The organism is Ignavibacteria bacterium, assembly GCA_025612375.1.
In the GTDB taxonomy this organism is placed as follows: Bacteria; Bacteroidota; Ignavibacteria; order Ignavibacteriales; family SURF-24; genus JAAXKN01.
This window is the reverse complement of sequence record JAAXKN010000013.1, coordinates 91,710-109,397: the sequence shown is the minus strand read 5'-3', so window position 1 is coordinate 109,397 and position 17,688 is coordinate 91,710. Positions and strand designations below refer to the sequence as shown.

General features: G+C 42.4%; 18 protein-coding genes, 1 tRNA gene and 1 other RNA gene. 8 read left to right on the top strand and 12 right to left on the bottom strand.

From position 1 onward, the window contains the following. Positions 1-137: 137 nt before the first annotated feature. The 3 genes from HF312_10640 to sixA are packed head-to-tail and all read left to right on the top strand — an operon-like array spanning position 138 to position 1,713. On the top strand, positions 138-890 hold the full coding sequence (locus HF312_10640; protein MCU7520660.1) for a hypothetical protein: 753 nt from the start codon (positions 138-140) through the stop codon (positions 888-890). A 44-nt stretch (positions 891-934) separates the two neighbouring features. Then, positions 935-1,228 (top strand): hypothetical protein, encoded by a 294-nt coding sequence (locus HF312_10635; GenBank protein MCU7520659.1) that lies wholly within the window; start codon positions 935-937, stop codon positions 1,226-1,228. 2 nt (positions 1,229-1,230) lie between these two features. After that, complete coding sequence (sixA, locus tag HF312_10630; GenBank protein MCU7520658.1) at positions 1,231-1,713, top strand: phosphohistidine phosphatase SixA; 483 nt, start codon at positions 1,231-1,233, stop codon at positions 1,711-1,713. Between the two features lie 15 nt (positions 1,714-1,728). Here sixA and ffs read toward each other — a convergent pair. Further along, an RNA gene (gene ffs / locus HF312_10625) (signal recognition particle sRNA small type) lies at positions 1,729-1,826 on the bottom strand. A gap of 160 nt (positions 1,827-1,986) precedes the next feature. On the opposite strand from ffs, the gene HF312_10620 reads away from it, so the two are divergent. Together HF312_10620 and HF312_10615 are read left to right on the top strand one after the other, a co-directional pair. Further along, a complete protein-coding gene (locus tag HF312_10620; protein ID MCU7520657.1) occupies positions 1,987-3,132 on the top strand; it encodes a hypothetical protein in 1,146 nt (381 codons plus the stop codon). A gap of 35 nt (positions 3,133-3,167) precedes the next feature. Then, positions 3,168-4,268, top strand: a complete 1,101-nt coding sequence (locus tag HF312_10615; protein ID MCU7520656.1) for a hypothetical protein — start codon at positions 3,168-3,170, stop codon at positions 4,266-4,268. A 54-nt stretch (positions 4,269-4,322) separates the two neighbouring features. On the opposite strand, the gene HF312_10610 is transcribed toward HF312_10615, so the two are convergent. The 3 genes from HF312_10610 to HF312_10600 all read right to left on the bottom strand — a co-directional run bounded on the left by HF312_10610 (position 4,323) and on the right by HF312_10600 (position 5,738). After that, positions 4,323-4,931, bottom strand: coding sequence for a hypothetical protein (locus HF312_10610; protein MCU7520655.1), 609 nt, complete (start codon positions 4,929-4,931; stop codon positions 4,323-4,325). Positions 4,932-4,977: 46 nt separating this feature from the next. Then, positions 4,978-5,053 (bottom strand) — tRNA-Ala (locus HF312_10605). A 376-nt stretch (positions 5,054-5,429) separates the two neighbouring features. Continuing rightward, positions 5,430-5,738: a hypothetical protein gene (locus tag HF312_10600; GenBank protein MCU7520654.1), complete on the bottom strand. Its 309-nt coding sequence runs from the start codon at positions 5,736-5,738 to the stop codon at positions 5,430-5,432. Between the two features lie 350 nt (positions 5,739-6,088). On the opposite strand from HF312_10600, the gene HF312_10595 reads away from it, so the two are divergent. Continuing rightward, positions 6,089-6,781 carry a hypothetical protein gene (locus HF312_10595; protein MCU7520653.1) on the top strand — a complete coding sequence of 231 codons (693 nt, stop codon included), beginning with the start codon at positions 6,089-6,091 and terminating at the stop codon, positions 6,779-6,781. 172 nt (positions 6,782-6,953) lie between these two features. Here HF312_10595 and HF312_10590 read toward each other — a convergent pair whose 3' ends face one another. The 6 genes from HF312_10590 to HF312_10565 all read right to left on the bottom strand — a co-directional run bounded on the left by HF312_10590 (position 6,954) and on the right by HF312_10565 (position 12,835). Beyond that, positions 6,954-7,901, bottom strand: coding sequence for an MBL fold metallo-hydrolase (locus HF312_10590; GenBank protein ID MCU7520652.1), 948 nt, complete (start codon positions 7,899-7,901; stop codon positions 6,954-6,956). A gap of 153 nt (positions 7,902-8,054) precedes the next feature. Then, positions 8,055-8,798, bottom strand: coding sequence for an acyl-ACP thioesterase (locus HF312_10585; protein ID MCU7520651.1), 744 nt, complete (start codon positions 8,796-8,798; stop codon positions 8,055-8,057). Positions 8,799-8,993: 195 nt separating this feature from the next. Then, entirely contained in the window at positions 8,994-9,200 is a 207-nt protein-coding gene (locus tag HF312_10580) for a histone H1 (protein MCU7520650.1), read from the bottom strand. A gap of 46 nt (positions 9,201-9,246) precedes the next feature. Then, positions 9,247-11,277, bottom strand: a complete 2,031-nt coding sequence (locus tag HF312_10575) for a (Fe-S)-binding protein (protein MCU7520649.1) — start codon at positions 11,275-11,277, stop codon at positions 9,247-9,249. 166 nt (positions 11,278-11,443) lie between these two features. Then, positions 11,444-12,019: a biotin transporter BioY gene (locus tag HF312_10570; protein MCU7520648.1), complete on the bottom strand. Its 576-nt coding sequence runs from the start codon at positions 12,017-12,019 to the stop codon at positions 11,444-11,446. A 12-nt stretch (positions 12,020-12,031) separates the two neighbouring features. After that, positions 12,032-12,835, bottom strand: a complete 804-nt coding sequence (locus HF312_10565; GenBank protein ID MCU7520647.1) for an alpha/beta hydrolase — start codon at positions 12,833-12,835, stop codon at positions 12,032-12,034. Positions 12,836-13,057: 222 nt separating this feature from the next. Here HF312_10565 and HF312_10560 point away from each other — a divergent pair, with 222 nt between their 5' ends. Then, positions 13,058-13,513 (top strand): hypothetical protein, encoded by a 456-nt coding sequence (locus tag HF312_10560; GenBank protein ID MCU7520646.1) that lies wholly within the window; start codon positions 13,058-13,060, stop codon positions 13,511-13,513. A gap of 152 nt (positions 13,514-13,665) precedes the next feature. Continuing rightward, on the top strand, positions 13,666-14,703 hold the full coding sequence (locus tag HF312_10555; GenBank protein MCU7520645.1) for a hypothetical protein: 1,038 nt from the start codon (positions 13,666-13,668) through the stop codon (positions 14,701-14,703). Between the two features lie 51 nt (positions 14,704-14,754). Here the strand turns inward: HF312_10555 and HF312_10550 are convergent, their stop codons facing one another. Both HF312_10550 and HF312_10545 read right to left on the bottom strand, forming a co-directional pair. Beyond that, positions 14,755-16,263 (bottom strand): insulinase family protein, encoded by a 1,509-nt coding sequence (locus HF312_10550; protein ID MCU7520644.1) that lies wholly within the window; start codon positions 16,261-16,263, stop codon positions 14,755-14,757. Then, positions 16,263-17,546, bottom strand: a complete 1,284-nt coding sequence (locus HF312_10545; protein MCU7520643.1) for an insulinase family protein — start codon at positions 17,544-17,546, stop codon at positions 16,263-16,265. Before HF312_10545 ends, HF312_10550 begins: the two co-directional genes overlap by 1 nt. Positions 17,547-17,688: the final 142 nt, after the last annotated feature.

Sequence of the window (17,688 nt, the reverse complement as noted above, 5' to 3'; positions counted from 1 at the left end):
TCCTTCTATCTTAAACTTTTTCAATACCTTTTTCAATGACTTTGCACAGGTCCTGTAGAGGAGGACTTTCGCTTTTTCTTTTAGGTTATAAATTTGTAACTTTCGCCTTGTAATTTCAATAAAGTCCCTGGAAATGTATGAAAAAGATTATTATTCCATTATTCCTTATTTTAGTTTTAGCTGCAGGCTGTTCAAAAGATAATAAAGCAAAGAAATTAACTACCGGTAATTTCAAGCAACTGGTAGTGCAGGCAATCTCCGGCAATGAGGAGGCAAACAACGCCCTGCAGGGTTTAGTTGACCAGGATCTTCCAGTTAACACCTCATACAATACACTATTGGCCGACAGTTTCAAGTCCAACGGCCAGAGGTATTACTATGTAATGCTTGAATACTCAAATCCTGTATATAACCGTTACGCAGTTTATAACAGCAAATTCAATCTTTTACTGCTGGATAAATCGCTCAACGGGGACGTGGCAATGGACTTTTTTGTAAAGGATGACATTACTTTCATAAAGCTGGCAGAAAGTTTCATTTCGAAAGAGGCTCTCAGCATAAAAAGGCTTTCATTATATAAAGTAGGTCAGGATAATATAAAGCTGGCGTTCCGTTCATTTTATTCGCTGAACAAGCCCGATGCATTCTTTTCGCAGGAGCTGGGGACAATTACCAAAGATACCATTGTAACTGAGATCAGCGTTCCGGAAAACGTCTCGACAGTTAAGAGTGACAGGTTCATATATTCTCCCAAAGATGAGCGCTACAGAAGCGAAAACAACTATTTTGATAAAATTATAAAGCAGCAGGTTAAAGATTTTAACTTTCCTGCCTCCCTGCCGGAAATAAAAGACGAGAAATCGGCCAAAGAAATCTCGCAGTCCAAGTAAGAATTTATTCCTGAAAATGTATTAATAATTTTATTTATTTAATTATGTACAAGATCCTGATTTTCCTGAAGAAAACAGATGACGAATCAGTTTTAGCGCGCTTCATGCAGAGCGCTATACCAAAGCTTGAAAGCCTTACGGGGCAGAAGATTACCTTAGCTGAAATTGAGGGCGCTTCCTTGAGCCAGGAGAAATTTTTCAAATACTGTGAAGCCGTGTTTTCAAAAAGAGAAGATCTGGACCGGCTGATGCAGACTCCTGAGGGCAAGGAATTCAATAAGGACATTGCAGGCTTCGGCAGTTACATTTCCGTATTTTATGCAGATTTCGGAGAATAAAAGTGAACCTATACCTTGTAAGGCACGGTGCGGCTGAAGACAAAAAGCCGGGCGGGAGGGATTTTGACCGGGAGCTGACAGAGGAAGGCAAAAAAAAGATGCTGACGGCCGCCAAAGGCTGGAAGAGCGTAATACCGGAATTGGACACGCTTGTCTCCTCCCCTCTTGCAAGGGCGCTTCAGACGGCAGAAATTGTAAGGAAAGAATACGGGCTGAAAGATGAGGTAATTCAGGATAACCGCCTAAGCCCGGGGAGCAGGACTGAAGACATAATTTCGCTTATTAATGAGATGCCGGGAGACGACGTAGCCATATTCGGGCATGAGCCTGATTTTTCGACGCACGTCTCAAGGCTCATTTCAAATTCAGGGGCTGAAATTGACTTCAAGAAAGGCGCAGTTGCAAAGATTGTTTTCCACGGACGCGCCAGGCTTTCAGCAGGCACGCTTGAGTTTTTGATACCGGTAAAAGCCTTCGGAGCCTAGAGAGGTTTTAAAACAAAAAATCCAGGCTGCCGGCTACACAAGCTTCGTACTTACCACTGCTTCCTTCCGGACCTGGTGGGGTTGGGCACTGACTCATTAGCCGGGCCTGGAAAATCTAAAAATCGTTTTGCCCGCTAAAGGATTTAAGACTACAAATATATCTATTCCGCGCGATAATTTCAAGCTTACAAATAAGGATATCCATCTTTTTGTTTTTATTTTATTCAGCTATATTTAGCTGCACCGATTATTCCAGATTTTACAGGGTTAACAATGAAAGCTATTTACCTGTACGTTTTTATCTTATTTTTTTCAATAAATTCTTTTGCCCAGCAAATTACTTTTAATTGGGACCATGAGCTGCTCCCTCAAGGCTATTCACTTCAGCCTCATCTTAATTCCTCAACTATAGGGTTTGGGAATCCATCTTTCCTGAGCCGTTTTGAAGAAATATCTGCAGGACTTTCCTTCCAGTATGGCATGCAGATAAAAAAAGTTTACTTTGGAGGTCTGCAGGGCAAAAGCCTGATTAACGGAATGCCTTATGCTGCCGGAGCTTCGTTTCATTCAGGCGGGTTTTACATTGGTGCAGCAATAGCACAAAAATATAACCTGAAACTTGAAAATCCCGATATCAAAATAACCACAGCTGAAAATCCTGATGGTATCGGAAAGTCCATAAAATTTCTTGAGAGCAGGGACATACATGATTATTCGTTAATTTCGGCTTACCGGATAAACAAATTGTCTGGAAACAATTCCCTGTCTCTGGGAATCAGGATGTCTTTAGAACGGCTCAGCTATTACGATAATGGTTCAATCACCATTCCAGAGATAGATGCCTCAGCCTATGCTGTCAGCTTTGCAGTAGGTGCAGATTATATGCTTTCAACAGGACCGGGTGATTTACATTTAGGCGCTTCATTTGAGAAGGGCGCCAAATTCAATAAAGATATAATGGTAGAAACTCCTGCCAGCACATACGTTACATACACAAATAGAGACATCGGGCAGGGAAACCAATTAGCCAGTACGTTTAGGATTGAAGTAATAACCCCGGACATACTGAGGCTCGACCTGGCAATGGATCTTCCAGGAGTTCAGGTAACAGCAAGCCTCGCGGAAGTATTCTGGAGCTCTGTAATGCAAAATTATAAAAATAACCTGGATATAGGTGCCGGAGTCAGCTATAAGGCAAGTGATAGACTTTCGCTTTTCTTAAATGCTTATATGAACGACAGGAAGTACGCAAAATTCAATCCTTTAATGCCTGAGTACGACGCATTTTTTATTTCACCCGGGGCAGATGCAGTATTTGGAAGTTACACCGTTGGCTTTTCGATATCAGACAGTCATTTGTTTTCGGCAGAAACAAGAAAGCAGACTATTGGCTTTTTATCACTGGAATACAAGTTTTAAAGCAGCATTTTTCATAAACATAAGTGGATCTCCTGATGAAACCAATTATCCTGTTCTGTTTTATCCTTTTTTGTTCTGCTGTTTCTTTAGCACAGACAAATTCTGAAATACTTCTTCCTGAAGGTTTTTCCATTCAGCCTCCTTTTAATAACGTTTCAAACATTGGGTTTTATAATCCATCTTTCTTAAGCCGTTTTAATGGTATCTCTGCTGGATTATCTTACCAGTATGGTTCGAGCATTGAGAAGTCTTACAGTGGATTTATTGGGAAAAGCCTGCTAAACGGACTTCCCTATTCGGCAGCATTATCCTATCAGTTAGGGGGTTTTCACATAGCGGCAGCCGTTTCGCAAAGGTATAATTTAATGCTTGAGTCTGTAAACGGAATAGACGGCATTATTAATAATCCTGACGGAACAAATATCCCGGTCAATTATCGTGTTGAAAGTGATATACATGATTATTCACTTCTTTCTTCTTACACCATTAGCAGTTTGCCGGAGGGGAATTCATTATCCTTAGGCTTCAGATTTTCTCTGGGTGTGTTAGATTATGACGATCACTTTGATTCTGCATTTCTTTTAATGACCTCTAATTATTCAATTAATTCAACAACTTTCGCCCTCGGAGCCGATTATGAACTAGCATTTGGTAAAGGTGATTTAAATATCGGGGCATATTTTGAGAAAGGATTTGATTTCCAGGGTACTATTCCAATTAAAGGTTTAGGCAGTGAGCATTATGAAGAAGTACAGGTTGACGTTAGTACTCCGGATGCGTTAAGGCTGGACTTCATACTGGATCTTGAAAAAGTTCAGGTTATGGCTGAAATGTCCCAAATCTTTTGGCATCCGGTTCTTAAGGATTACAGAAATAACATCGATTTTAACACCGGCATTAACTATAAAGCCTCAGACATGATTTCTGTTTTTCTGGGAGCTTTTATGACTGACAGACGGTATGTAAATAACTATTACAGTGATCTTTCCGACAATGATGCACTGTTTCTTACGCTTGGGACAGATGTAAAGCTCTGGAATTACACCCTCGGCCTTTCGGTCTCAGACAGTCATCTCCTCTCGGCAGAAACGCGCAGGCAGACAATTGCAAGGTTAAATCTGGGATGTCAGTTTTAGTGAAAAATTAAGCGGGATCGGCAAGCTCCGGTCCCCTATAGATCAGCACAAATCTTAAAAAATTCCGACGTACACGTTGCCTCTTAGGCCCACGAAAAATTTTCCGCCGTTGAAATTGGAATAGATACCCGTTCCAACTGCAACATTGTTTGAAAATATGTTCATCAGTTCCAGTTCAATTGGTAAGCCGTACCTGTTAGTTTTTGTGTAATTATATGCGTGGTCAAAATAGCCATACTCAATTGGGGTCGTTCTCTCTTTAATTTCCACATAGCTGAATCCTGCAGAGATGTTAAACAGATAATCAAATTTACCCTTATAAAAGAGTCCCAGGGGAAACAAAACAGGAATTATCAGCCTTTCGGTTGAAAATGCGAAAGATCTGCCATAGAGTGCTTCAAGAGTCCAAATTTCACCAACGGGAGCTCTGAACAGCACAAGTTCCATATTACGGTTAAAGCGAAAGGAAAAGAGGTTACCTCCTGCCTTAAGTGTAGCGCCAAGTCCTAAAAGAATTCCAGCCTTTGAATTCTGGAATTTCGCATATGAGAGGCCAAAACCTGCGTGAGCCCACGCGGAGGTCTTTCCTGATGAGTCGGGAGTGCTTTGAGCCCAGAGGGAGCCACACAGAAGCAATAGGGCGAAAAAGAGAGAGAGTTTCATTAAGTATGCCTATAGAAAAGTGGATAAATGGGCGTCCGGAAAAGAGTGGTGGAGCTAACCGGGATCGAACCGGTGGCCTCTTCGTTGCGAACGAAGCGCTCTCCCAACTGAGCTATAGCCCCAAAAAACTGTGTCTTTAAAACTGCACCGTAATAGGATAATTACCGTATTAAAAATATTTATATTAAGCGGAAAAATCAAGAATTGAGTACTGAAGTATACTTCTAAAAACGGGATTTGTTAAAATAATCAGCTTAAAAAATGGAGGCCTCTCAGAGCGGTAATGCCAATTGGGGGTAAGCACTTCCGGATTCTAAGAGGCTTAAGATGAATATGACGTGTGAGTACTAAGCAGTTAAACTAAATTTTTGATAAATAATTGCCGATGTACCTGCAAACAAGAAGCAACCCTGCAAAATATCCGGAAATCAAAAGCACAGCCGATAAAATCTCCATAGTTTTTCTCCTTATCGTATTCTTATTCTTAAATTCAATTTTTTATATTCTTTTTCTTAAGCTTGCCACACTGTAGCTGCTGCGTCTGGGCGAAGGCTTTAATTTATTTATTATTTTCATGGCGAAAAGAGGTATTCCTACATAAAGGCAGAATTCCATTAAATCATAGTATGCCAGACTGTCTGTATCGAATGGATACAGCCTGGTATGAACTTCCAGAAACCGGCTCCAGTCATTATTTAAAAATGCTGTACCAAGTGTCTGAAAATAACCCGAAAGGATGAGAAGGACACAATTAAAGATAAGCCAGCCATAATATAGATACTTTCTGTTGATCATAATCCTGAGCATTATTCCTCCCTGTTTTTTTCGATTTTTCTTTTAATGGTGACAGGGATTCATGCACAAAAAACATGCCTGAAGTTTTCAGGCGGCAGAAACACGTATTTTTGACGAAAATAAAGTTTTTATCTGAGGCACATTTAATAAATGTGCACAATATTCAGGAAGTGATGAAAATCTTACATGTAAAATTTACCTTCAGTAAGACCTTCACTGTAGGACAAAGGACTACAAAAATATCAGACGGAATCCTATAGAATAATCTTACGCAGGATATTAAGTTTCCCACAGTAAAAAACAGTATTTACTGGTTTGTCATTTAAAGGAATTAAAAATTTTAAAGAGAGAAAGAGAACGCCATGAGCGACAAAGAACAAAAAAAACTTGATATGTACGATGCAGTTTTATCTCTGCTATCAGACAACAAAGAGATAATTTCCAACATTCCGGCACTGGTTTCTGCAATCAGCAGATTCCGTAAGGTTATCGACGAAATCAGACGGGAAGAAAGGGCAATCTCTTCTGAAGCATTTGAAATAACAATACAGACATCCAAACTGAAAGATGAACTTATCTTCAGCCTGGTCCCGGTTGCTTCGGCACTTTTTAATTATGCAAGAGAAAACGGGGACCTGAAGCTGAAGGAGAAATGCAGAATTACACAGAGTAACTTTGTAAGAATGCTCGACCGCGACCTTCTTGAAAAGGCCGAGGTTCTCAGGATATTAGCCAAAGAAAATATTCATAAGCTGAAAAAATATAATGTCAGCGCTCAAAGGCTTTCTGAGCTGCAGGAAAAGATGGCTCTTTACAGGGCTTCACTGGGCAGCAAGGTGGCAAGTTTTGTTTCTACAAGTACTATGACTCCTTTACAGGAGCTTTTCAATGATGCGGACAGGATACTTTCAAAGTATATGGATAATTATATCGAGTCCTTAAACGGAAATTATGCTGAATTCTACGATGAATATCTCTGGACAAGAGACACAGAGAACCAGGATGCCGTAAAGGTAATGATGGAGATGGAAGAAGAAAACGAAAGTGAAGAATAGTTCAAAGGCACAGGAGTAAATTTTAAGGCGAAAGAAATTTCTGATTTAATAAGCTTTACCCCGCCGGGTGTTCACAAAACCGAAGGCGAGGAGTATAGACCCGCCAACAGGTTTTAGCTCAAAAGGAAGCTTCAATTTGAGCTAAAACCTTGTCTTTTTTTAAGCCTTTTCGTCAGACTTCCAGTTCCAGTCCCTCATAAGCAAGAATAATTTCAAGGGCGGAATCAGGGTAATTGATTCTTCTGTACCTTTGTGCCTGAGTAAGCATGGAATAAAGTTTTGTGTCGTTATAGTCGGGCTCGTGGTGAAACAGTGCAATGCGTTTAACCCCGGACTCAACGGCCAGATCAATTCCGGCAACTGAAGTACTGTGTCCCCAGTCTTCCTTAAGTATCCCTTCGGAGAAAGTATACTGTGCATCAAAGACAAGAAAATCCGCGTCCTTGAAAAATGAGATATATTTCTGAGCTGCAGACGGCGTGGTATCCTTATACTCCGAATCTGTGGCAAAGACAAACTTTTTATTCCCCTTTTTCACGCTGTATGCAAAGCTTTTTCCGGGGTGGTAGAGTTCCCTGTTCTCTATAACAAGGCTGCCGAGCTCAATATGGCAGTTTTCCTGCATCTGAATAAACTCCATACGGGCCTGCATATTCTCCAGCCTGACCGGGAAGAACTGAAAGTCCTGCTGGCGTTCCAGGCGTTTTTTGAGATCCGGGTGCACGCTGTAGAAAAAGATTTTATTGCCGGGAAGGTATGCCGGGGCAAAGAATGGGAAACCCTGTATATGGTCCCAGTGTGAATGGGAAAGGAATATATGGTATTCTGAGCCTTCCCGGGGGAGTTCATTTAACAGATGGTGCCCCAGTTTTCTTAGGCCCGTACCCATATCGAAAATAATAATTTTGCCGTCAGTCCTGAGTTCCACGCATGAGGTATTACCTCCTACAAGGGGCGGCTTTTCACCCAGGAAATCCTGCAGGACCTGCTCCCTGTTGTAACTATCGGAAATATCCTTTACAGAGGCGTACTCCAGGAGTGCAAGCATCTGTTCTTTTATCTGAAGATTATCAGGAGGTGTAGGTATTGAGCCCCTGACGCCCCAAAACCTGACAAACATAATCCGGCTCCATCTTTTTAATTACTTAGCAGGGCATCTTTTGAAAATTTAATCCCCTGCTCCCGGGAAATGAAAAAGTATAAAAGTAAAATCGCAAATTTATGACGAACTTCATAATTACCAGGGCACAGATAGGCATAAGCGTGACAACGGTCAACTTTTTTCCATTACCCACTGAGTTTCAATAATGCACAGGTCCACATCTCCGTCAGTAATCTTGTGGCTGAAGGTTGTTTTATCCCCTTCTTTAGTGCCCGAGGCCGAGGAACTGATCATTCTTCCGTACATGGTCTCTTTTTTATAAACCACTTTAATGCGGCTGAGTTTAGAGCCGGAGAATATCTCCTGCGGCAGGGCTTCAAGCGCCCATTCAATGTATTTTATGTTATTTACGTGCCCGTTTGTGTCAATATCGCTCTGCCGCACGCGGAAGTTAGTGCTGTACTGAATGTCTACAGGAGCTTTCGGGTCCTGAATCTCAAGCGGTTTTGTATTGGCAGGGGTAATCTGATAGCTGTCGTAGACTTCCTGTGGAATTTTTGATGGCCTGCGTGTATTCATATCCACAAAGAACCACATGGAGCCTCCTTTTACCAGGTGCTCTCCGCTAAGGGAGTATATGTCAAAGGATCTGAAAGCATAAAACTTTGCAAATGCCATAGGGCATGTTACGACCCTGATTGTATCTTTGAATTTTGGGAAGTCCAGTATTTCAATATCCCACTTATAGAGTACCCAGGCGACCTTATTATTGGAATAGTAGTCCAGCCCCACACTGGCGTCCTCGCTCTGGAGGATTGCGATATCCTCAAAATACGCCATTAGGCTTGTAATAAGGGCTCTTTTCTTTAAGTCGGAATCGTAATAGTGGACGAAATAGTTTCTCTCGTACTGCATATAGTTCAAATTAAAATGATTTTTGAATTGAAAAGTAAAAAGTAATTATTAATAAGGCAAAACAATAAAAAGTCACAAGACTGGTTTTATTTGAAGGACAGGCTGTTAGTATGCCGCTCTTTTCAGGAGGAAAAGCGGAAGCCCTGAAGGCCCAAAAAGCCTCAGGGCTTCTAAATATATAATCAGGGAACGATATTATTCGGCCTTTGCTTCAGCACCGCCCTTTCTTTCGGCCTTTATATCCTGGATCTGATTACGCATTTCCTGAGCTAATTTCTTGAGCTCACTAAGACTTTTACGCAGACGTGTTCCGGCAGCAGCCTGCCCTTTTTCAGTAAATTTAGTCACGTCTGTTTCAAGACCCTGGACAAACTTTAATAATTCTTCATACTTGTCTTTCATGAGATCCTCCTTAAGTTTTTAACAAGATATTTAAAAGTTAATTAGATTATTTAATATGTTCCAGTACAATTTCTGCAATATCCTTAACCTGGACTTCCTCGGTCTTGTCGAATGCCTTAACGCCGTCGGTCAGCATAGTCATACAGAACGGGCATGCTGCAGCAATGGTATCGGCACCGGTTTCGAGGGCTTCGCGTGTGCGTTCCACGTTAACCCTTGTACCCTCAGTTTCTTCGAGGAACATGCGTCCGCCTCCGGCGCCGCAGCAGAATCCCTTGTCGCGTTTTCTCTGCATTTCGACGAGATCCACCTGTCCAAGTTTTTTTAAGTCTTCACGCGGGGCATCATAAACCCCGTTATATCTTCCCAGGTAGCAGGAGTCGTGATAGGTCAGTTTCCCGGCTGAAGCCTCATCTTTAAGCTGGAATTTACCCTCTTCAAGCATCTGATGGATCAGCTCAGTATGGTGTATGACCTCGAAATTACCGCCGAACTGAGGATATTCCTTTTTAATAAAATTAAAGCAATGGGGGCATGCAGTTACAATTTTCTTAACGCCGTAGCCGTTTAGGGTCTGTATATTTTCCTGCATCAGCATCTGAGCCAGGTATTCGTTGCCCAGGCGTCTGGCAAAATCGCCATTGCATTTCTCCTCAATTCCAAGAATTCTAAAGTCAATATTAGCTTTTTGCATCAAATTTGCAAATGCTTTTGTTACTTTTTGGTATCTGGCGTCGAAAGAGCCTGCGCAGCCGACCCAGAAAAGGAGGTCGCAATTTGAGTCATCAGCCATGGTTTTAATATTCATATCCTCGGCCCAGTTGGCGCGGTCCTGCGAATTAAATGCCCACGGGGTGAAGTTAGTTTCCATGTTTCTGAATGTAGCATTAAGTTCTGCGGGGAAATCCGACTCAGTAAGAACAAGGCTGCGCCTCATGTCTATAATTGAGTCAAGGTGTTCAATTGTAACGGGGCACTCCTGCATACAGGCCATGCACGTTGTGCAGTCCCAAAGTTCTGCAGGATCTATATAATCGTGAATAAGGTGCTTATCGAGGACTTCTTTATTGTGAGCCTCCTCTTCGGCAGAAAGTTCAGTTCCCTTAGCCATTGCCAAAAGGACGGGGGCTTTTTCCATAGTCCTGTGGCGGATGTCTACTATAATTTTTCTTGGAGAAAGAATTTTCCCCGTATTTGCAGCCGGGCAAGCCGCGGTGCATCTGCCGCATTCAGTACAAGTAAAGCCGTCGAACATTTCCTTCCACGTAAGGTGCTCAATATCCTGCACACCAAAAACCTCCTGTGTCTCATCCTCAAGGTCGAGAGGTTTAAGCATATTTTTCTTCTCCCCGGTCTTTGAGAAGTAAACGTTGGGAATTGAAGTTAAAACGTGCAGGTGCTTTGAATAAGGGAGGAAATTTAAGAATCCGAGTATAAAAACTATATGTATCCACCAGAAAACTTCATAAGCTGCTGCTGCGGCCTGTGATCCCCCGGTAAAGAACAACGGGCTCAAGGCGCTTGCAATCGGTCTATATTCATAAGGCTTCAGTACAAAACTATTTTTTGCAACTGAGGCCATATTCATGCCGTACATGGAGGCAACAATGACAAAGATCATTAAAAGGACTGCTGCCGCGTCCTGTTTCCCCTTTTTCCCTACTTCCAGGCGGGGCACATGCACAACAAATCTCCTGTATAAGGCCATAATAACGGCAGCTAAAACAAAAATGCCGAACAGGTCCTGAACAAGTGTAATAAGGCTGTAAAGATAGCCTAAAAATGAAAGTTCAAAAGGAGTATAAAATCCCTGGATGATGCTCTCCAGCACAGCAAAAAGGAAAAGCACAAAGCCCCAGAATATAAAAGAGTGAATAGGGCCTGCAACAGGATCGCGAAGGATTTTAGTTTGAGCGAAAGCAATTAAGAGTACGTTTTTAATACGCGCCGAAACGTTTTGAAATCTGTCTTCTTTTTTACCAAGCTTGAGGTAACTGATAAGCCTCCTGACATTATAGCCGAAAAAAACAAAAGCAGCCAGAAAAACGATAACAAAGATAATGTTTTTAATTCCCATGAGCGAAAGACCAATCCCCGAAAAATTAACAAATAAAATGAATTAGTTAAAAAATTCGCCAACCAAGAGTCCAATTAACACATATCCGGCAATTAAGGAAATTCCAAAGCTCTGACTGTTTTAAGGAACAGACAGCTTCAGAATTTCCTTCAAGAAAGAACAAATTTTATAAAGGCAGTTTAGAATACTTCTTTGACAAAGAGAAGTATATGCTTGCTGCTGCTGAAATTTTAATTATATCCCAAACAGAAAAGATCAGTGCGCCAACAAAGAAAGCATTTGAAAAACCTCTCTGGAAAAGGAGGCTGAGATAGCTGGCTCCGGTAAGGACAATTACGAATGCAGCCAAGGCCATTGCAAGCCATGTAACGAGGAAGCTTCTTCTTTTTTCAAGAAAAAGGCCTGAGACCCATGCTCCCAGAGGGAAAGCAAGCAGATAGCCGCCTGTAGGTCCAAACAGGCTGGCCGTTGAGCTGAAACCTGCGAAGACCGGAAGGCCGATTGCGCCGACGAAGAGATAAAGCAGCTGGCTATAGGCGCCTTTTTTAGCTCCCAGGAATGCGCCTGCAAGAATGACAAGCATTGTCTGCAGAGTAAAAGGAACGGGCTGAACCGGAACTTCAACCTGAGCAGCAAGGAAGGTCATTGCTGTAAAGCTTGCGACCCAGAATATATCTGAAGAAAAGACTTTGCTTAAAGGTCCAAATACTACATTACTTTTTACACTCTCATTTACTGACATTTCTACCTCAGTTTATTTTACATTAGTATTGATGAAATCGTACGTTTTATTTAATAATCTCTCAAACTTTTCATTACTTCCCTCAAAAGGGTGCTTTATGCCGAAAGTATGCCCCACAGCATAAAGCTTAAAGAGTTCCGTTTTGCTCTTATCGGACCAGGAATAAAGTTCCTCCCCTTCCCTTATCGGGACCGCAAGATCCTGCTCGCCGTGAGCAATAAGAAGCGGCCTGCCGAGAGTCTCAACGGCTTTTTTTATGTTCAGCAGGTCAGATGAATTCTCTTCTATGTCATCCAGCAGTGAGGAATTTAATCTCATCACCTGGCCGGTACGCTGGTTTTTAACTTCCATAAAGCCTTTTTCACGCCACTCTTTCTTCTGCCTTTTGGAATAGCGGTCCAGCCTGGAAATTGATGCCCAAAGTGCAACTGCCTTAACCTCAGGCCTCAGGGCAGCCGTAAGGAGGGCTATTGCCCCGCCCCTGCTATGGCCCAGGAGTACAGCCTTAGGAGACTCCACGGCCCCAAAATAACCTGTTTTATAAGCATCAATTATAGCGGAGAGTTCACGGACTTCGCGGGAATAGGTATTAGCAGCGAACTTATCCATTTCGGAAAATTCCAGAGGATTCTCCCCAATTCCATTATGCGAAAAATTAAAGGTAAGAACACACAAACCCTTCTCAGCAAAATACCTGGCAAGATAAGGTCCGAAGCCCCAGTCCTTAAAGCCCTTGAAGCCGTGCACAAAAATCAGGCAGGCCCGGGAGCTGATATTTTCAAGACCGTAGCCGGTAATTCTGATAGTGTCGCTCATGCCGGCTGCGAGTGAAAAATCTTTAATAATCATATGTAAATATGAAGATAATGGAGTGAAAAATCAAGAAAACAAGTTAAATTATAAATTTCCTGCCCGAGGCTGCACTTTGAGGAATATACACTGGTGATTGCTCTTGAAAAAGCATGATGAATATAATAATATAAATATGTAGGCATACTTAAAACGAGAGAGATACTTTACATAACGAAGGAGGAATATATGTTCAGGATTCGGTTAGTTGCTGCGCTACTCTTAGCATTTATCTTCTCGCAGGCAGCCTTTGCCGGAAGCGGAGAATCAGCTAAAATCCAGGATAAATTCAAACAGTACTTCAACAGCATTTCGGTAAAGGTTAAAGAGGCACAGACTCCTGCAGAAAAACGTGAGATTCTGAATAATTCATTTGAGAAGTTCAATAACGCACTGACTACAATTTTAAACATGCGGGGCATCCCTGCCGGTGACGTAAAGGCAATAAATTCCCTCAAAGCTTCGGTTGCAGATAAATATAACGAGTTAAACGGCCTTAAGGGATACACAAAAGTGCAGGATAATCAGCTGAATAACTTTGCAGATTACGTAAAACAGGATATGGAACAGGCTGATCAGTGGGTAACAATAAGCGTTACTACCCTGCTGCTGATTGTTATTCTGGTACTGCTTCTTGTAAGATAATCCTTTAAGATAAAGATGAAAGAAATAAAGTCCGGGGAAGCATCTGTTCCCGGACTTATGATTATTTTGAAGTATTGGAGTTTCGAATGGGGAAACCTGGGATCTATATTTTGCTTTTTTGGGCCTGCATTTCGTTTTTTTCATGCCGTAATGTGTCAAAGCTGGAAGAAGACCATGTCCAGGCCGACAGTATAAAATACAGAATCGTTTATTATATACACGGCGACGGGAGCTATCTTTACCATGACAATGACGGGAACGAAATTCAGGCTGATGAAAGGATGGTCAGTCAGGCAATTTCCGTAGCCGAAGGGCTGCCTAATTCAGAAGTATTTATTTTCCATCAGAAATCAAAGAGGCATTTTCTTTTCTTCTTCCCTTTAAAAGATGGGGAATTTTACTACTACAGGAGCGGGCAGCTTATAGAGAATGAATCGTATAACAGCAACGCGTCACTTCAAAACCTCGACATTGAGGCGACGTTTTTCCGTGAGTACGCCTCTTATGTTCCTGACTTACCGGGCAAAATAGTAAGAAACTTCTTCCTCTATTACGGGCATGAGATACCGGAATCAGGCGGAATGGGATATAATCCCTCTTATCCGGAAAAGCCCTTCAGTATAGACAACCTCTCAAAAGCGCTTTCTCTTTTTAAGAACGCTTCGCAGATAGGAGATGCGAAGTTTGACTTTCTGCTCCTTTCAACGTGTTATAACGGTACGCCCGGCGTTATAGAAAAGCTTGCCCCTTACGCCAGCTATATAATGGCCTCGCCTGAATACCTGCACCTTTCTTATATCAGCAGTGAGCACTTAAAGAAACTTCCGCAGGCAGGCCAGACAGAAGATCTGCACTCATACTTAAAAAGCTTTGCCGAGGCTGCTTTCACGAGGTTAAAGGAAGATACCAGAACAATGATTACAATAGCCATTTACGATGCCGACAGGGTTAAGGATTTCTTAAACATGTACAAATATGCAAAAGCTGCGGAAAGGAACATACAGGATGAGACAGGTTCCACGCCGCGTATAACTCCGGCTTTGGATGCCGCCGGATGCATCGATTGTTCCAGAGAGGCCTCCTTTGACTCGAAAGCTGCAAAACAAGGAATTGATCTCTTCTACAATCCACCTCAGTTCGGGAAGTACAAGGGAAAGCTTACACATTCAGGCTGGGGATGCCCGAAATAGCAGGAAGTAAAAAAAGGCGGGAATACTTTTTCCCGCCTTTTTTTTTATAGCTTATCTGAAGAGCTCCTCAAGGTTTGTAATTTTAATGTTCCCATTCGGGATGTTCAGCTTATAATCCTGAATCTCTTTATCCTCCTCATAAACCTTGTCAGCCTTTGGAGTTGAATAGGTAATTGGAGAAGTTGTGTTGTTTTCCAGAGCTTCCTTAAAGCCCTCGGCATCTTTGGTAATTATAGCCACCTTCATATTATCGTAATTGAGATATTTTCTGATAGCCTGGTTGACGTCTTCAACTGTCAGCTGGTCCATCATTTTCCTGAAAGTTTCCAGGTGGCTTCCCTGAATGCCATAGAACCTGTCGTCAAGTGCGTAACCTAAACGCATTTCAGTCTCCGGTGCATAATGCAGAACATAATTCCTGAGGAATTTTCTTGTAAGCTCAAACTCTTCGGGCGTAAGCCCCTTATCTATAAAATTTTTAAGCTCGCGCATTGCAGCTCTCAGCACAAAGTGCCTGGTTTCATTTGGGACAGGGCGAATCCAGACTTCAAATATCTGCCGGCGCCTTGCTTCGTTTACAGGAGGCATCTGGCGCTGCCCGCCGTTGGGGAAGTTTTCTATGTAGCTGTAGTCTCCGTAGTTCAAGCCCCTGGCTTCTCTAATTACCTGATAGAGGTGCGAGCTTGAGTTTCTGTGTTCGCCAAGCCATGAGTTTGCAATGGCCAGAGCGTACCAGTCCTTTTCTCCCCTGATTAGATCAATGGGGAATCCGAAAGAAATTGCCGTAGCAGGGGCATCCTTATTAACCATTGTAACATTTACGCCCTTGATGGGCTCATAGTTAATTGCAGGGGCAGTCCCGGGGGTTCCTTCCGGAAGCCTGAGTAGATCCTTCTGCAGTCTGTCGGCAAATTTTTTGGAATATCCGCCTGCAAGGCCAATTACAAAATTGTTCCTGTTATAATACTGGTTATAGAAGTTTCTGACGTCTTCGAGCGTAATACTCTTTACACCGCTTATTGTCCCCTGTTCAATATGGCCGTAGGGGGTGTCCTGGAATATATACTGGTAAAGGACAGCTTTGCCCAGTTCCTCGTCGCTGGAATACTTAAGAGTTGTAGTAAGATAATTAATTGTCTCGTCCTTAATTCTGCTGAAGTCCTCCTGGCTGAAGCTGGGGTGAAGAATTCCATCCAGGAAAAGAGGATAATAAACCTCAAGGTTATCCTTATGCACCCTGCCCGAATAGACCGTCATTTCCGCAGAAGCAGAAGCGCTGTAGCCTGCGGCCAGGGGGAAAAGTTTTTCCAGGATCTGTTCATAGCTGTTTTTCTTAGTGGCTCCTTCGGAGATAAGGCGTGCCGTAATATAGGCAAGTCCTTCTTTACCCCTGGGGTCATTTTGTGACCCGGCCTTAAACCAGATCTTCAAAGAGACGGTCGGATCATTTTTCACCGGCAGCAGCACAAGGCTCTCTTTCATAGGGTTCCCATTTTTTGTTTTTGCCATTGAAGTGACAGAAAACAGGATTAAAATATAAAATAAGAAATATCTGGTCATTAGTTTTCTCCCCTGACTAAAACTACATTTCTCTTCTCAGGCATAAAGTAAAACCTGGCTGCCTGGCGTATATCCTCAGGAGTGATCTTATCAAGACCTGAGTAAAGCTCATCAACAACGTCTATTCCGCCTGTAAGTGTAATAAACTGCGGAAGGAATCCGGCCACATTATCAGGAGTATCCAGATGCATAAGGAAAGAGTATCTTTCCTTTTTCTTCAGGTTGCTGAGTTTTTGTTTTTCGACCAGAGTATTCTGAAAATCAGCAAGTGTCTTATAAATCTCCTCTTTGACGTACTCAACATCTTTCGGGTCCTTAACCATGGAGTAGATATAAAGGAGTTTAGGGTCGCGGCTGAAGCCGAAATCGGCCTGAATAAACTGTACTTTCTGCTCCTTAAGGACAAGTTTTTTATAAATGTCGCTTGTCTCGCCGAAGGCAAGATCGCCTACCAGGACTGAAGACAAAATGTTTTTATTCTTAACGTCAAAGGCATCACCCTTATAGGATACAATTAAAAGGGGCAATGTTTTGCCGGGATAGTTTACAACAGTAGAGCGTTCAGCTGTCTGTGGAGGCTCCGGTGTAATTTCAGGATTGACATAGCCCGGTTTCCAGGATGAATAATACTTCTTAATGAGCTTAAGAGCGTTATCCTTTTTGAAATCGCCCACTACAAGAACGACCACATTTTCAGGGCGGTAATAGCGCTTAAAGAAGCTAATGCTGTAGTCATACATGTTAGGCATGTCTTTTATATCCTGCTCAAAGCCTATAGTTGTATGCTTATAGGTGTGCTTGTCAAAAGCCATATCCTGGAGCTTTTCAAATGCAACTTCCCACGGGCTGGTCTTGCCCTTGCGGTATTCGCCGTATACCGCGCCGCTTTCAGTCTGGAATTCGCGGACGTCATACTTCAGGTTCTGAAAGCGGTCCGATTCAAGTTCAATTACCTTCTCCAGGTCGTCCGATGCAAAGTTCAGGTGGTAGACCGTAAGGTCATCGCTTGTATAAGCGTTTGCATCTGCACCAAGGCTTGTAATAATGCCGTCATAAACGGGTCCCGGGTATTTATCGGTGCCCCTGAACATCATGTGTTCGAAAAAATGGGCGAAGCCCGATTTGCCGGGTTCCCACTCATCCCTGCTCCCGGTTCTGACGACTGAATAATATGAAGTCAGTCCGGGGCTGTCCATGGGAACAAGGATAACCGTCAATCCGTTATCCAGTTTTGTTGTTGTATAATTATAAGGAAATATCTTTTCTGCTTTCGTACGAGCCATAGATACTCCTGCAAAAAGTATTAAAATTCCTGTGAGAAAAGTCTTAAGCATTTTGTTCTCTCCTTTGATAGGAAGACTCAAGTAAAATTGGCAAGGGAAAGGTGAAGCATTCAGTAACACTTCACCTTTCCTGAAAAAACAA

What these genes read in the sequence shown, in the direction of transcription:
- HF312_10595 (MCU7520653.1), top strand. Translation starts at nt 6,089, where the DNA reads ATGAGCGACAAAGAACAAAAAAAACTTGATATGTACGATGCAGTTTTA.
- HF312_10565 (MCU7520647.1), bottom strand. Translation starts at nt 12,835, where the DNA reads ATGAGCGACACTATCAGAATTACCGGCTACGGTCTTGAAAATATCAGC.
- HF312_10585 (MCU7520651.1), bottom strand. Translation starts at nt 8,798, where the DNA reads ATGCAGTACGAGAGAAACTATTTCGTCCACTATTACGATTCCGACTTA.
- HF312_10580 (MCU7520650.1), bottom strand. Translation starts at nt 9,200, where the DNA reads ATGAAAGACAAGTATGAAGAATTATTAAAGTTTGTCCAGGGTCTTGAA.
- HF312_10590 (MCU7520652.1), bottom strand. Translation starts at nt 7,901, where the DNA reads ATGTTTGTCAGGTTTTGGGGCGTCAGGGGCTCAATACCTACACCTCCT.
- HF312_10550 (MCU7520644.1), bottom strand. Translation starts at nt 16,263, where the DNA reads ATGACCAGATATTTCTTATTTTATATTTTAATCCTGTTTTCTGTCACT.
- HF312_10635 (MCU7520659.1), top strand. Translation starts at nt 935, where the DNA reads ATGTACAAGATCCTGATTTTCCTGAAGAAAACAGATGACGAATCAGTT.
- HF312_10620 (MCU7520657.1), top strand. Translation starts at nt 1,987, where the DNA reads ATGAAAGCTATTTACCTGTACGTTTTTATCTTATTTTTTTCAATAAAT.
- HF312_10570 (MCU7520648.1), bottom strand. Translation starts at nt 12,019, where the DNA reads ATGTCAGTAAATGAGAGTGTAAAAAGTAATGTAGTATTTGGACCTTTA.
- HF312_10560 (MCU7520646.1), top strand. Translation starts at nt 13,058, where the DNA reads ATGTTCAGGATTCGGTTAGTTGCTGCGCTACTCTTAGCATTTATCTTC.
- HF312_10600 (MCU7520654.1), bottom strand. Translation starts at nt 5,738, where the DNA reads ATGCTCAGGATTATGATCAACAGAAAGTATCTATATTATGGCTGGCTT.
- HF312_10575 (MCU7520649.1), bottom strand. Translation starts at nt 11,277, where the DNA reads ATGGGAATTAAAAACATTATCTTTGTTATCGTTTTTCTGGCTGCTTTT.
- HF312_10610 (MCU7520655.1), bottom strand. Translation starts at nt 4,931, where the DNA reads ATGAAACTCTCTCTCTTTTTCGCCCTATTGCTTCTGTGTGGCTCCCTC.
- HF312_10615 (MCU7520656.1), top strand. Translation starts at nt 3,168, where the DNA reads ATGAAACCAATTATCCTGTTCTGTTTTATCCTTTTTTGTTCTGCTGTT.
- HF312_10640 (MCU7520660.1), top strand. Translation starts at nt 138, where the DNA reads ATGAAAAAGATTATTATTCCATTATTCCTTATTTTAGTTTTAGCTGCA.
- HF312_10545 (MCU7520643.1), bottom strand. Translation starts at nt 17,546, where the DNA reads ATGGCTCGTACGAAAGCAGAAAAGATATTTCCTTATAATTATACAACA.